Genomic DNA, 13,680 nt, shown 5'->3' with positions numbered 1-13,680 from the left:
TTCCGTTATTTATGAAAGTGAGGTAATACGTTGTCAGCAATGCGCTGCATCGCGCCTTCTACTGATTGCGTATTACGTCTGCAGTGCAGGCCAATATGATCAACCCCCGCATCTTTCATTGCATTGAGTTCTTTGATAAGCCCATTTACACCAGTTTCAACCCCGAATCGGTGGCGTTTTATGGGCGCTTCATCGTCTTCAACCAAATTAAGATGAATAAAACTAACGTAAGGCTTGTTGCCCGCGACACTTCGCCATAGTTCTACGCGCTTTGCATGGTCGTTCGGTGTACCTGGATACGCCAACCAACCGTCCATATTTTCTCCAACCCACTGAGGGCTTTGCTGAGCGAGCCCTGCAACGTACAAAGGCGGCGTGGTTGAGCGCGGTAACAGTGACATGCCAGGCTTAAGGGAATTCTCACCGTGCTTTACAATTTCCAGTGACTGCCTGAATTGCTCGCCGCGACTGTCAAAATCGACATCGAACAACGGATACTCAACCGGTCTATCCCCACTGGCTACACCGAGTATAAGGCGGTCGTTACTTAGCTGCTGCACCGTTGCTGCCGCCTTTTTAACAAGCCATGGCTGCCTAAGAGGTAAAACAACAGCGGCTGTGCCTAATAAAATATTGTCAGTGATACCCGCTAAATAGCCCAGGTAAGTGAAGGTTTCGAAAACCTGAGCGGCGTCACCAAAGCTAGGGTCGTAAACTGGTACATCTCGTACCCACGCTGCTTTAAACCCTAGTTTGTCGGCTAATTGAATACGGCTGTGATGCTCGGTCATATCAGGTACGCCGAATGGCGTACCTTTTGTGGCGTCGAAATGCGCCCAGTCGTTATCTAGCGGAAGCTCTACACCTACTGAGAACGTATGTTGTGCAAGCTTATCAAAGGTATTTGTCGTCATTGTGACCTCCCTACGCGCTCGTTGTGTTATTCGCCGTATTCACAGTACTAAGTGCGCGCTTGTCTAAATAGCCGCTGTAACGTGTAACAAGTAACGCTGCAACAGAAATAATTGCGCCAATCCACGCGGTATCAGATAACTGCATACCATCTACAATTGCACCGCCTAGAATTGAACCCACTGCTATGCCTATGTTAAATGCCGCAATATTTAAACCTGACGCTACATCAACAGCATTAGGGGTAAACTTCTCTGCTAATTGAACAACGTACACCTGAAGTCCTGGAACATTGCCAAAGGCAAAGGCGCCCCAGACTAAAACGGTGATCACTGCGGCAACTTTACTGCCCATGGTAAACGTCAGGGCAAACAAGATGACTGCTAGGGCTGAAAAGATGATTGTTAACGCGCGGATTGGGCCTTTTTTGTCAGCAAGCTTGCCGCCATAAATATTGCCTACCGCGACAGATACACCGTAAACCAGCATAATTAAGCTGATAGCTGAGGGCGCAAACCCAGCCTCTTCCTGTAATATAGGCGCGAGATAGGTGAATGCCGTAAATGTGCCGCCATAGCCCAATATCGTCATTAGATACACTAATACCAGACGAGGCTGAACCAACACCTTCATTTGTTCACTCAAGGTGGCCGGTTTACTTTGTTTAAGATTGTTCGGTACCAGCAACGCACTGCCTATTAGCGCAAGCGTGCCAAGCGCGGAAACCACAAGGAAGGTTGCTCTCCAACCGAAGTTTTGACCAATCCAGGTACCTAAAGGTACGCCAGTAACCAAGGCTACGGTTAAGCCTGTAAACATAATGGCAATTGCACTGGCTTCTTTTTCTTTCGCCACTAGCCCTGTAGCAATAGTTGACCCTATGGAAAAGAACACACCGTGCGCTAAGCCTGTCAAAATGCGAGCTAAAATTAAGCTCTCGTAGCTAGGCGCTTGCCAGGCAAGAATATTACCAGCCACAAATAGCGCCATTAAGCTAAGCAGAACATGCTTTCTATTCCACTTTCCCGTAAGGGCGGTAAGAACCGGTGCGCCAACGGCAACACCAACGGCGTACAAGCTTACTAGTAAGCCTGCGCTTGGTAACGTAACGCCAAGATCAGTAGCAATGGTGGGGACAAGCCCCACTATCACGAACTCTGTTGTGCCAATAGCAAACGCACTTAACGTTAACGCAAATAATGCAATAGGCATTTCAATTATCCTCAAAAAGTAATTAACGAGATGGCTTGATTAACAACGCCACCATTGGCTTCTAGAACGAACAACTACACCGTTTTTTGAAAGCCATTAATAAAGTGCGTACAGTTTGACGATAAATTTATTTGCAAAAAACAGCACTAATGACAAAATACTTTTGCGATATTTGAAAATATAAGGTGTGCGATGCCAGTCTCATCAAAAAACTGAAGATTTAGAAGCGTTCCTAACCGTTGTGGATACAGGTAGTTTTTCCAGTGCTGCCAATCTACTCAATCAGCAGGTTGCAAAAGTGAGTAGAGCGGTTACCCGTCTAGAAGATGGCTTAGATGTAACCTTATTGAATCGCACTACCAGACGGTTGGAATTAACAGAAGAAGGTGAGCTTTTCCTGCAATATGCCAGAGACGGGCTAAATATATTAGAAAAAGGTGAAGAAGCATTACGGCTATTAAAGCGGGCTCCTTCTGGAAAACTTCGGGTTGATGCTGCGAGCCCGTTTGTGTTCCACCAGCTAGCGCCGTTAGTGGGTGAATTTCGAGAAGCATTTCCTGACATAACACTCGATATCACCAGTCACGACAGCATTATCGACCTGTTGGAACATAAAACCGATATCGCAATACGTATTGGTGATTTAAGCGACTCTAACTTGCACGCTAGACGTTTAGGAAAAAGTAAGCTGCATATTGTGGCAAGCCCACAGTATCTTGAAAAATATCCCATATCTGAAGGTGAGGATGGAATTAGCACGCTAAACAAACACAAACTGATTGGCTTTAGCGACTCACCAAGTCTAAATAAATGGCCGCTCAAGCAAGATATTAACTTGCAGTACAGTCTTCGTGCGTCAAGCGGCGAAACTATTCGCCAGCTGTGCTTGGCAGGTCAAGGTATCGCGTTACTTTCTCACTTTATGGTACACAAAGATATCAGTGCAGGCTCGCTGGTAGCGCTATTTCGCGACGATATCGTCAGTCCAAACCGCAGAGAGTCGGTACAAGCGGTATACTATAAAAATAGTGCAGTATCGTCTCGTATCTCTGCGTTCTTAGATTTTATACAGCCTCGACTAACTCTTTAACTTACCTTTATTTCGCGTGGCCTTTACCTAATATCTTTTTAAGTGTGCTTTGAGGAAGGCCATTTACTATTAGCGCGGCTATCATCAATATTGCACCGGCCATAACCATAGGCAGCAGCGTTTCTTTAAGCAATATCACAGAGCTTACATAACCCACTATCGGCGTGAGTGTACTAATAAGAACAATTTTATCTGGGGGTAATTTAGGCCCCGCCGCTACCATGAGGCCAAAACCGAGACCCGTTGCCACTGGCCCAATGTACGCCAATAGTAACCAATCGCTTATATCGTAAGCCCCAAAATTAGGTGTTGGTTCAACTATCAGTGCAATAGCAAGCATGGCGAAACCTGCGATGGTAAACTGCCAGAAGACAGCTTCAATGACGCTTCCCTTCCACTTATGAAAAGACACTCTTCGAATAGCGACCGCCCACAATGCAGATGCCAGCAACATACCAAAGAGCGGTAGCCATGCGCCCGGTTGTCCCGAAGCAAATAAAATCATTGCACAGCCAATGGTAGATATACCGGTTAGAATTAATCGCTTAGAAGGCGGGCGTTGCCGATACCACAGAGTGTCGATAAGCAGCATCCAAAGCGGTGTAGTGTAAATAAGAATACTGGCCGTGCCGGCAGGAATAAACTGCAGTGAGACAGTAATAAGCCCCATTGATAGGATAAACTGGAAAAAGGCAACGACAAACACCACCGAGCGATCTTTACGATTGAGCACCGGTAAACGTTTTTTGGTGATAAGTACAAACAGCGCGAGTACGGGAAGGCTTAACAAGAAGCGCAAGCACACCATCCATACAGGCCCTACAATCTCAAGCCCTAATTTCATGCCTGGCCAGTTAAGTCCTAAACACAACACCGCAACCAAAAGCATTTTAATGCCTTTTGATTGCTCTTTTTCCGCCACCGATGATGAAGACATGCGTTTTAAAAAATCCAATTACACGAACTGCGTTAAGAGAAGTTTCTACCGCCTGGTAAGCTGAATGTAGGCGGAGAATTTTGAGGGCGCAAATATAAGTGAATTAGCAAGGGATTAAAACCTTCCTGACCGTGCAAAGACGCCAACTTATCGACCAAATGGTCAATTTTTTTAAAACCTTGTGGAAACTTTGCTATACGGGTGGTTAATCACTGATAAACACTATAACCTACAGGTACAATGCAACAGACAGCAGCTTCCGCTCCCCTTTTTCTATTTTGCTAACGCTGTGCATGTACTTATCTGGCCGAAAAAAGTAAATGCGGTTAAAGAGATTAAAGATGACTTTCTCTGCCCAAAATTGACCGCCGCGCTTCGGCTTTTTTAGTACTACATTAAATTTAAAGTAACGCCCGCTGCCCATAGGGTCATTATGTTCTAACACACTATGACCCTCTTTGTAGGTAACCACATTTATGGCAAATCGTTTTGATGAGATTAAAGCCTTGTTGAGCACTTTAGCCATGCTATTTATACCTTGATTGATGGGGACGTGTTCTAATTTAAACACGCACGGCTATGGTCTGGAAGCGTATGCTGAGTTCAGATAATGCTTTGATATACGCGAAACGTATATGCCTAGGAATATAAAAACTAGGCTAAGGTGGGATTTGTCCACTTCATGATTTTAGCGTTTTCTTTTTGTGCGCTGTTTCCATTACTCTTGTCATGCCCGTCATCATTATTTTTTACGGTGTAATAATTTTTGCGGGTTTCTATATGCTCAAACCCCGAGCTCTCATAAAGCGCAATAGCAGTATGGTTACTTTCACGCACTTCTAGCCACATTTCACGCATTGCATTTTTTACCGATGTCTCAATGACAAAATCAACTAAAGCGCGACCTACACCCTTGCCTCTTGCGCAACTGTCTACCGCAATATCCATCAGCGTAGCTTCATCAACGACTTCAAGCATGATGGCATAGCCAACAATCTTGTCATTTTCAAAGGCAAACACCCCGTAATAGGGTTTGGTGAAACAATCCGCGAAGGTACTTAGTTTCCAAGGCGACACTTGTGCCTCTTGATGGATAGCATGCGCAAGTTCAATGTGCTCGTTAAAGCCTTGTGGCGGTACGATTGTTAACTTCATCGACAAAACTACTGGCCGTTAGCGGAGTAGTTTAATTCGCGTGCTGCGCTGATAAGCTGCGCCCACAGTTCCCGTTTTTGTACAGTTGAGAGTTTTAGCGGTGTGGCTGGCAATATAATGGCCGTTTCGGTTACCGATAGCGTACGGCCAATCATTATGGTGCTAGCCCACTGTGACGGTATACCCAACTGAACACAGGCTAGCTGCAAGTCTTTTAGCCATTGCTGTGATTTCGCTTTCTGTTCGGCACTTAACGGGATACCTTCTGGCGATACCGGCCCTTTTGCGCCAATAGACTTTGTTAAAGACTCTTGCGAGGTAACCGAATTGTCGAAAGACGGCGAAATGTTGTGTGACTGTGAAGCACCTGTTTCGGTTTGCCCTGCTTTCCCGTCATTGTGCGACCCGCCAGGTGTGGAAAGTTTTGCTGCCCCGCCGTCTTTAGGTTTAGCCTTATCTTTCGTGCTACTGCCAACATTTGCCCGCAACTGAGCAAGCCGTGATTGCTTTTCTTCTTGAGATATTGGCGTTGAAGGCGGCTTATTGGTTTGAGCGTTTTGGCTGTAGGGTAACTGTGTCGATGAACTATTTGTACTGCCGACGTTGCGTTGTGCTGCATTGGCGTTGTTTTGTTTCGCTTGGTCTTCCTGCTTTAGCTCAGTGTAGGCGTCTTTGGTGATCCAAACAGGGATCCCCATTTCTTGTAAAACCGCCTGCTGATATGAAGTAAGAGACATTGCGTAAAAACACCTAACGTGAATAGTTCATTATATTTGTTTAGTTTACTAAAGTTGCAGGCTTGGTTGAATAACTATCGCGTTCTTTTGCTTGGATTGTACTTGCTCTTTAATGCTCAAGCGCTAATTCATAAGCGTTAATTCATAAGGGTTATTCGCGAATTTATAATGCCTAGTCCATGGTATAAGAGGAAATAAAACAGCTGCAGCAAATTAAGCACTAGCAACAGAAACCAATAAAATTTAAGAAGAATTTAACAAAGAAACGATTTAGGATTTGAACGTAAACGTTCACAAGAAGAGAAAGTGGCAGGGGTGGAGGGACTCGAACCCCCAACCATCGGTTTTGGAGACCGCTGTTCTACCAATTCGAACTACACCCCTAGCGCGCTGTGCATTATACGGATGACATTAAAAAGGTAAAGCCTTTTTATCACTACCATGCACTGCATGCTTAATTAACACGCAATGCGCTGTTTTTTCAATCGAATAACACCAAATAGGCTTTATCCATCACCTGTGTTTTGTCTTATTGCCCGCTTTTAAACCGACTTCTATGCAGCGTCACTTTTAAATGCGGAGCAGTTTATGACAATTAGACCTTATTGGCGTTAAGCGCAGCAAACCACAGGTCATTAGTGATGGCGACAATCTCGGTGTGCAGATCAAATTTCGCTATCGCGTCGTGCTCATCGATATTCATTAGCTTGGCGTAATGCTTAACGAGCTCTCTACTTTCATTGATTTCAAGTTTATTGATAAGGCAGCAACTTGCTAAATCGAAGTAGCGGTTTCCCATGGCGGCATATTCCCAATCAATAATTTTGAGTGAGTTATCTGCGCTCAGTAATAAGTGATTAGTTAGCAAGTCATTATGACATAACACATAGTCGTCATCGTCTTGTTCACTTTTTATTACTTGTTTCCGCAATGATTGGGCTTTTAGATAAAGCTCACTGCTCATATCGAGCTGTGCAACATTAATATAATGCTGCCATCTTGATGCTAAATCTAATGGCCTAGCGGTAATGGGCAAAGAATGAATACGAGCGAGGGTGTTGGCCAGCTCAAGCATTGAAAGCGTCGCACTTTCACTGTGCTCTAGCCACTGCTCAACCCAGATGGTTTCATCATCGCTTAACCATATAGGTTGCGGCGCTACTCCCAACCTATAAAGCTGTTGCTGCAAAGCAAATTGGTGCGCACGATTAACCCCACTAAAGTCATCTTCGCCCATCCATTTCACCGCTAAGTCGACAGGGTTATGATCCGGCTTTGGTTGCCCACTACTTTGAAGGTTATTTGCAGTCAAGGGTAACTGACTATCTGCGAGCTCTTGAACGCGGTAAACGTGATTTACCGCTCCTGCAGGGTGTGACGAAATTTTCGCACTGTCGCTAAGATTAAGCGCCTTTTGCAGCGTGGCGATGATATCCAACCTGTTCACCTTGTTTTTTATATTGTATTAGCCACTGGTAATACCCAAATACCGCAAAACCAACATAGCCTAAGAACAGGCAAGCAGATAATGCATAACCCACTTGCAGGTATAAATAGGCGGACGCTAAATTGATGAAAAACCAATAAACCCAGTTTTGCAGGATTTTATGCGCCACCATAAATGTTGTGACTACACTCAATAAATTAATGCTCGCATCTAATAGTAGGTACTCACTATTGAACTGTGAGCCTGCCACCTCAGACAAAACCCAAGCGAGCAATAACATACTCGGCACAATGAGCAAATGAGCCCAGAACGGCCAATGAAGCACTGGCTTAACATCGCCGTCTTCCGCCCCTTTCGACCACTGATAATAACCGTATCCCGCCATTATCATATAAAAGAAGTTAAGCGCAGACTGAAATGGCAAAGTCACCTGCCAAAATAGCCAGGTGTAAATTGCGGTACTCACAAAGGCGCACAGCCAACACCAGCTGTTCTGTTTTGCGGCTAACAGCACATAGGCAATAGCGAGGACAACCGCTACCCACTCTAAAAGCGAAGTAGCGGCAATTTGTGAGGTAAACTCAGAAAAAAAGCTAGCCATTAAGATGACTTTCTAGATTGCATGGCATCGAAGTTTAAGAACTTGGCCACGAAAATAGCCTGCCCCACTTCTTCATGGGTCCTTTGCATTTCTTCACCAAGTACTTTCATAACCACACCATAGTCACCTGTAACCTGCGTGCTGGTTGAGCTTGTTGAAACTGCAATATCACTATAGCTATTTAACCTATCAATGAAATCTTGAATAGGTGGAATGTATTCGTTAACCAATGGGTACAACGACAGTTCAACCATAACTTGCATGTCTGTTTCCTTTTATTTTAAAACGCGTACTTAACAGTAACGCCAAACTGACGACCGTTACCTATTTGGTAATATGGCTCATCGAAGGCATACTCATCGCGAGGGTCGTTGCTGAAACCACCGAATCCACGGGTGTAAAACTCACGATCAAACGCATTTTGTACCCACAGTGATGTCTGCCAATCACCGTGTAACACCACAATCTCCGAATTAACCAGCGTAGTACTTGGCGAGGTTACATCATGGCCGTCAGAAAAGCGGTATTCGCTTTTGTAATCTACATCTACACGCCAGAGCATGTTATCTGTAAGTGTGTACTCACTATACAGGTTTGCGGTCCACTTAGGTGATTGAGCCTGTCTTTGCTCAGACACTTCAGTACCGTCTGCAAGCGTATACCCTTCAAAGGTAGCGCTTAGATATCCAACACTTGCATCTAGCTGCCATGCATCACTAGCAATCCAGCTAAGCTCCAGCTCGGCTCCTTTGTTTGTTCCTAAATCAGCATTATCAATAATATCTACGAACCCTGCCGTACCGTCATCACGAGTGATAACGTCAAAATCGCTCACCTGAGTATCTTTTCTATCCATATAGAAAATTGCAGCGCGAGCAATTAGGTCAGGCGTAAGTAATGGGCCCTTAACGCCTATTTCGTAGTTCCAGTTATATTCTTCGTCGAAGAATCGCTGATTGTCATTCACGCGGCTGTCGGGGTTAAAGCCTGCCCCTTTATATCCGCGTGAAATACTGCCGTAATAGAAGTGATCGCCTTGTGTATACTGAAGCGCGACTTTCCCGCCTACCATGGTGGTGTCGAACGCGCGAGTAAGTTGGTTGTTGTCAGCGTAATCAAAATCGTAGTTTTCTACTCTTAACCCTGCTACCAGTACTAAATTTTCGTTCAAACGACTTTCAGTCTGAGCATAGATAGCGGTCGTCGTAGGCGTGTATTCACTGGCAAAGTCACTATCCAAATAAGTGTATTGACGTAGCAGCTTTTCTTCCGTGCTTTTATAAAATACGCCTATTGTCCAGTCAGTCATACCATCAAAAAGTGCGGCACTGTCAGACGACACGAAACGCATCTCGCCGGTCTGTGTTTCTACATCGCGATAATAGGCGTCAAAAGACGTGTAACCCCACGGGTGAAACCCTGTGAATGTCCAGTCTTCATCGTAGCCATAAGCAATATTGTGAGAAGCATGGGTGGCAATTAGAATAAAGTCGCCCGCTGCTGTATTGGTTGTAGAGCGCGCGCTAACAGCGTGGGTTTGGTGTTCGTCAAATCCAGGTTCATCAGACAGCGTTTTGTTGTCATTGTCTAGCGAGAATGCATCGTAACCGTTATCGATATCGTACCAGCGATAAGTAAGCGCAAGTGTGGTTCGCTCATCTACACTACCTTCAACGGCAAAGCGCAGTGCGGTTTCATCGATATTCGCGGTATCGCTTCTATTTAAGAACGTATTCTCTACAAAGCCATCACTGCGATTATGAACCAGCGCAACACGATAGCCCCAATCCGTGTTGATATCATCACCAGTGGCGCCTTCAATACGGTAACTCTCTTTGTTCCCAATGCGGGCTTCAACGTAGTCAGGGGCGTCGCTACCCACGTCATTACTGGAGAGTTTAACCGCTCCGGCCAATGCACCTGTGCCGTATAAGGTAGCCTGAGGTCCGCGATACACCTCTAGTTGTTTAGTATCAAAAATAAGACCTGCCGCAGCAAGGCCTGAAAATTCAAATTCATCGACGATAAAGCTTACAGAAGGATTGATAGGCTCGGCGAACTGACTACGCTCTCCAATACCGCGAATTTGCACGAAGCGGCCGCGAGACGCACCAGCTGCAAAGTTTACGTTTGGAATACTGTTTAGCACACTGTCGATATGGCTCGGCTGTCTACTGCGAAGACGCTCTTGATCTAAAATGGTCGCGCTAGCACTTAACTGGTCGAGTGTAGTTTGACGAAAATCACCAGATACGATGACGCGCTCAATATCTGATGGCGTGCTATCTGAAGTGTTACTTACATTGGTTTGTTGCGCATAGGCCGCAACGGAACTAGCAAGCAGTGAAAGTGTGAAAAGTGTTTTATACATGGGATCTCTTATTCTTATTTAAGAAAAAAGATCCGGGTCTAACGGCAGGTGATAAGGCTATATTGTGAACCATCCCTACGCCGGTATTATCCGGATCAGGTTTAAGGGTTCCCACGAATGTGGATCTCAGACCGAAAACGGACACCCCTTGGTATAGTGTTGCGCTGCTAAAACTAGCAAACTCAACTTCTGCGACGGAGTCTACCAGTTCGATACACGCCGTCAAGCAGATAAGACGTTAAGCTAACGTAAGGTTTTATATATGATATAAGGCGTTGAAAGCTTAGGGCTATTCAGCGTCAATATTCATATTTAGGCGACGTACTTCATCGTCAGTTTGTGCTTTTAAACCTTCCAACGTTTTGCCGTGTGCCGTCGGTTGACGCGTATCAGGGTCAACTTTTACAAAAACGATATCGTCTGCAAAACAGATGGTTTTCTTGGTTGCTTTGTTGCGTACCAAGCAGCTTACGGTAATAGATGTGCGGCCCACAGCTTTAGTTTCTAGACCAAACTCTACGATATCACCCTGCATAGCCGGTGATTCAAAACTAATTTCACCAATATGCTTAGTTACCAAGCAATTAGTCTCTAACTGACAAATAGCCCAAATTGCAGCTTCTTCGTCTATCCATTCTAACGCGCGGCCACCGAACAAAGAATTGGCGTAATTAAGGTCGTTTGGCATAACTAGACGCCGAGAAAGAAAGCGCATTCGAATTCCTCATTATAAATCGCTACTATAGCGTTAGATTATACCGAAAAAACTGATTCATGGCGCTAACTCAATTACGCGAATGGCTATTAGACCCCTATTTTGAAAATAGCGGCGAAAATGGCTGCAAAAAAAGCTCTCACGCTTCACACTTATCAAACGTGACTTGCCCGCTTCACCGGAGAATGCTTGTAATATCTGGCAATGATGATTTTTGTGAAGCTGCCAAACATAACATTCAAGCCTTTGTAGATGAAGTTTCATCTATAAGCGTTGTGAATTTTACTGGCGATACACTTAAGGGAAAGAACCGCAAACAAGTACTGGGGAGCGAATGTGACATTGCCACATTAGACTGTCGCGATTCATTCAAACCTGGCGACGTGATGGCAGTGGCGGGTATCGTTAAACGCAGTGGTTGTTTAATACTTATTTGCCCTGCATTGAGTGAATGGGTTAACAATATTTCGGTCTCGTTCCTGTCGGAGGGGTTTACGCTTACACAGAGTCGATACCTCGAACGTTTTATAAAGCACCTGCGCAACAACGACTACGTGGCATTTCACACTGAAGAAAAAACCACGCTTCCAGATACGGCTATGTACCGTATTAGCGAAGGCTTAACATCAAACGTCTATAGAGGCTCACTATTTAAATCAGAAGAGCAAGAGCAGGCATACAGTCGTTTATATCAAGCACACTCACTTAATAAACTAAACGCGCTAATTACTGCCCCAAGAGGCAGAGGCAAGTCATCATTATTAGGTATATTCATTGAAAGCCTAATCAGACAGGGTAAAAATGTACTATTAACCAGTGAACGCTTCGATAATGTGAAGAACGTGCTTTCACGTATTCAACAGCACGAAATAGCCGGTGTCAAAACACAAAAACCATCCACCGCTAACATTCAAGCCCAACTAAGCCTTGGTGATAAGAATGAGACAGCGACGTTTGGCATTGTAAAATGGGTGCCCCCTGACAGTGCCTTGTTATATACCACAGAAGATGAAAAGTATGACGTTGTAATTGTTGATGAAGCGGCTTCAATCCCCCTCCCGGATGTATACCGGATCATAGCCAACCACAAGCAGTGGGTGCTTAGTACTACGCTTTTGGGTTATGAAGGCTCAGGCAGCGGCTTTATTCACAAGCTCATCCCTAGTTTACCGCCATCAGCTATCCATTTAAGACTATCAACGCCGTTACGATGGTTCGAACATGATCCCATTGAAGCCTTTTTCAATACGACTTGTTTATTTGAGAACAGAGATGCGGCGCGCAATATTGGCAAGATTAATTTCAAAAACAGTATTAACCCACAGATAGATTACGATTTTTCCATAAGTTCGTTTAAAAGCATTTCCGAAGAATCGCTTCAGCAAATAATGTCGCTACTTTCATTAGCCCATTATCAAACTACGCCCGATGATTTTATGCGCTTGATGGATAGCCCGGATGTACTTGTTGCCATACTTAAATTCAGCGACAACGTGATAGGTGCTGCAATCATAAACACTGAAGGTAGCGACTACCTGAGCGATACCGCATTGGGCATTGCGTCTGGAAAACGTCGTCCTAAAGGGCATTTAGGTGCACAGCGACTTGCTCTGTTGTCTGCTGATGCAAAAACAGCAACGTTTAGATATTGGCGTATTAATCGTATTGCCGTCGATACGGTGGCGCAGAGTAAGGGTATGGGCAGTTACTTGCTACAAAGAGTTAGTAATGAAGCCAAAAAGCAAAGTATTGACGCTATCTGTACTTCTTATGGAACGACACAAAAGTTAGACAGCTTTTGGACAAGAAATGGATTTGAGATTGTAGACTATGGGCGAAAGCCTAATAAAGCCAGTGGCGAAACCAGTGCACTAGCGTTATATCCTCATTCCAACAGAGCAAAAAGACTGCTTTCTGAATTGGTAGCGCTAAAAGAGAGCTTTAAATTCGATAACCAGTTAGACAACGTGCCCATTAGCATACTGACAATCTATGTAGAAAAGTTAGTACATTTTACCCAAGGCACACGCACTTTAGATGATGTTTGGCCGATATTACATAAAATTGCGCGTTATGCAGAGACTCACCCTACACCAAGCGCAAATACTCAACTGAACAAGCCAAATAACACAATACTGTATACGCTATGGCGTCTTGTTGAAATCATTACCACGAAGCGCTTTCTCAGAAAAGTACTTACACATTCAGATATGAATGCGAAGCAACTTGTTTCTACATTCAACGAAGAAAACCTAAAAGCACGTGGGTTAAAAGAAGTCACTATTATTATAAGAGAAGCACTTCTGCCTGCTTTCAATTAATAGAAAGTCTGTAGCCTGAAAGTACAAATAAACAGCTTGGCGTAGAGCCACTACACCTGCGTTAACAAGCCGCGATTACGAACATTTTAAATACCGCTGAAAGGCTAATGATTTATGCGGATTGGTGTTAAAGCCCTATAAATATAATCCTATTCGAGAAAAGCTCACTTACTAAATTAAGT

The 13,680-nt window shown here is 44.5% G+C and carries 13 protein-coding genes, 1 tRNA gene and 1 riboswitch; of the genes, 2 read left to right on the top strand and 12 right to left on the bottom strand.

Features of this window, described 5'->3' with window-relative positions; all coding sequences use genetic code 11:
* Window positions 1-5: 5 nt before the first annotated feature.
* Both KUL49_RS16640 and KUL49_RS16635 read right to left on the bottom strand, forming a co-directional pair.
* Window positions 6-914 carry a TIGR03571 family LLM class oxidoreductase gene (locus tag KUL49_RS16640; RefSeq protein WP_131138011.1) on the bottom strand — a complete coding sequence of 303 codons (909 nt, stop codon included), beginning with the start codon at window positions 912-914 and terminating at the stop codon, window positions 6-8.
* 10 nt (window positions 915-924) lie between these two features.
* Window positions 925-2,124, bottom strand: a complete 1,200-nt coding sequence (locus KUL49_RS16635) for an MFS transporter (RefSeq protein ID WP_131138010.1) — start codon at window positions 2,122-2,124, stop codon at window positions 925-927.
* Window positions 2,125-2,311: 187 nt separating this feature from the next.
* Between KUL49_RS16635 and KUL49_RS16630 the strand changes: the two genes are divergently transcribed.
* A complete protein-coding gene (locus tag KUL49_RS16630) occupies window positions 2,312-3,214 on the top strand; it encodes a LysR family transcriptional regulator (RefSeq protein WP_131138009.1) in 903 nt (300 codons plus the stop codon).
* A 7-nt stretch (window positions 3,215-3,221) separates the two neighbouring features.
* Here the strand turns inward: KUL49_RS16630 and KUL49_RS16625 are convergent, their stop codons facing one another.
* The 10 genes from KUL49_RS16625 to KUL49_RS16580 all read right to left on the bottom strand — a co-directional run bounded on the left by KUL49_RS16625 (window position 3,222) and on the right by KUL49_RS16580 (window position 11,177).
* Window positions 3,222-4,151 (bottom strand): DMT family transporter, encoded by a 930-nt coding sequence (locus KUL49_RS16625; RefSeq protein WP_014948714.1) that lies wholly within the window; start codon window positions 4,149-4,151, stop codon window positions 3,222-3,224.
* 229 nt (window positions 4,152-4,380) lie between these two features.
* Window positions 4,381-4,677, bottom strand: coding sequence for a hypothetical protein (locus KUL49_RS16620; RefSeq protein WP_014975948.1), 297 nt, complete (start codon window positions 4,675-4,677; stop codon window positions 4,381-4,383).
* Between the two features lie 128 nt (window positions 4,678-4,805).
* The gene (gene rimI / locus KUL49_RS16615; protein WP_131138008.1) at window positions 4,806-5,306 is read right to left on the bottom strand and encodes a ribosomal protein S18-alanine N-acetyltransferase; all 501 of its coding nucleotides are present in this window, start codon (window positions 5,304-5,306) and stop codon (window positions 4,806-4,808) included.
* Window positions 5,307-5,314: 8 nt separating this feature from the next.
* The gene (locus KUL49_RS16610; protein ID WP_131138007.1) at window positions 5,315-6,043 is read right to left on the bottom strand and encodes an alanine acetyltransferase; all 729 of its coding nucleotides are present in this window, start codon (window positions 6,041-6,043) and stop codon (window positions 5,315-5,317) included.
* Window positions 6,044-6,350: 307 nt separating this feature from the next.
* Window positions 6,351-6,427, bottom strand: a tRNA-Trp gene (locus tag KUL49_RS16605).
* A gap of 211 nt (window positions 6,428-6,638) precedes the next feature.
* The gene (locus KUL49_RS16600) at window positions 6,639-7,490 is read right to left on the bottom strand and encodes a phosphotransferase (protein ID WP_242633869.1); all 852 of its coding nucleotides are present in this window, start codon (window positions 7,488-7,490) and stop codon (window positions 6,639-6,641) included.
* On the bottom strand, window positions 7,447-8,091 hold the full coding sequence (pnuC, locus tag KUL49_RS16595) for a nicotinamide riboside transporter PnuC (protein WP_131138005.1): 645 nt from the start codon (window positions 8,089-8,091) through the stop codon (window positions 7,447-7,449). Before pnuC ends, KUL49_RS16600 begins: the two co-directional genes overlap by 44 nt.
* Window positions 8,091-8,354, bottom strand: coding sequence for a hypothetical protein (locus KUL49_RS16590; RefSeq protein WP_014948708.1), 264 nt, complete (start codon window positions 8,352-8,354; stop codon window positions 8,091-8,093). The genes pnuC and KUL49_RS16590 overlap by 1 nt, the downstream gene beginning before the upstream one ends.
* 17 nt (window positions 8,355-8,371) lie before the next feature.
* On the bottom strand, window positions 8,372-10,462 hold the full coding sequence (locus tag KUL49_RS16585) for a TonB-dependent receptor (RefSeq protein WP_131138004.1): 2,091 nt from the start codon (window positions 10,460-10,462) through the stop codon (window positions 8,372-8,374).
* A gap of 55 nt (window positions 10,463-10,517) precedes the next feature.
* Window positions 10,518-10,621, bottom strand: a riboswitch (TPP riboswitch).
* 130 nt (window positions 10,622-10,751) lie between these two features.
* The gene (locus KUL49_RS16580) at window positions 10,752-11,177 is read right to left on the bottom strand and encodes an acyl-CoA thioesterase (protein WP_012517742.1); all 426 of its coding nucleotides are present in this window, start codon (window positions 11,175-11,177) and stop codon (window positions 10,752-10,754) included.
* A gap of 59 nt (window positions 11,178-11,236) precedes the next feature.
* Here KUL49_RS16580 and KUL49_RS16575 point away from each other — a divergent pair, with 59 nt between their 5' ends.
* A complete protein-coding gene (locus KUL49_RS16575; RefSeq protein WP_131138003.1) occupies window positions 11,237-13,498 on the top strand; it encodes a GNAT family N-acetyltransferase in 2,262 nt (753 codons plus the stop codon).
* Window positions 13,499-13,680: the final 182 nt, after the last annotated feature.

This window comes from Alteromonas sp. KUL17 (assembly GCF_006538305.1).
In the GTDB taxonomy this organism is placed as follows: Bacteria; Pseudomonadota; Gammaproteobacteria; order Enterobacterales; family Alteromonadaceae; genus Alteromonas; species Alteromonas macleodii.
This window is presented reverse-complemented; position numbering and strand designations above follow the sequence as displayed.

Excerpts from the sequence above, each read along its gene's own strand:
- KUL49_RS16635 (WP_131138010.1), bottom strand. The coding sequence starts at position 2,124 with ATGCCTATTGCATTATTTGCGTTAACGTTAAGTGCGTTTGCTATTGGC.
- KUL49_RS16610 (WP_131138007.1), bottom strand. The coding sequence starts at position 6,043 with ATGTCTCTTACTTCATATCAGCAGGCGGTTTTACAAGAAATGGGGATC.
- KUL49_RS16580 (WP_012517742.1), bottom strand. The coding sequence starts at position 11,177 with ATGCGCTTTCTTTCTCGGCGTCTAGTTATGCCAAACGACCTTAATTAC.
- KUL49_RS16590 (WP_014948708.1), bottom strand. The coding sequence starts at position 8,354 with ATGCAAGTTATGGTTGAACTGTCGTTGTACCCATTGGTTAACGAATAC.
- KUL49_RS16620 (WP_014975948.1), bottom strand. The coding sequence starts at position 4,677 with ATGGCTAAAGTGCTCAACAAGGCTTTAATCTCATCAAAACGATTTGCC.
- KUL49_RS16640 (WP_131138011.1), bottom strand. The coding sequence starts at position 914 with ATGACGACAAATACCTTTGATAAGCTTGCACAACATACGTTCTCAGTA.
- KUL49_RS16585 (WP_131138004.1), bottom strand. The coding sequence starts at position 10,462 with ATGTATAAAACACTTTTCACACTTTCACTGCTTGCTAGTTCCGTTGCG.
- rimI (WP_131138008.1), bottom strand. The coding sequence starts at position 5,306 with ATGAAGTTAACAATCGTACCGCCACAAGGCTTTAACGAGCACATTGAA.
- pnuC (WP_131138005.1), bottom strand. The coding sequence starts at position 8,091 with ATGGCTAGCTTTTTTTCTGAGTTTACCTCACAAATTGCCGCTACTTCG.
- KUL49_RS16575 (WP_131138003.1), top strand. The coding sequence starts at position 11,237 with ATGGCGCTAACTCAATTACGCGAATGGCTATTAGACCCCTATTTTGAA.
- KUL49_RS16625 (WP_014948714.1), bottom strand. The coding sequence starts at position 4,151 with ATGTCTTCATCATCGGTGGCGGAAAAAGAGCAATCAAAAGGCATTAAA.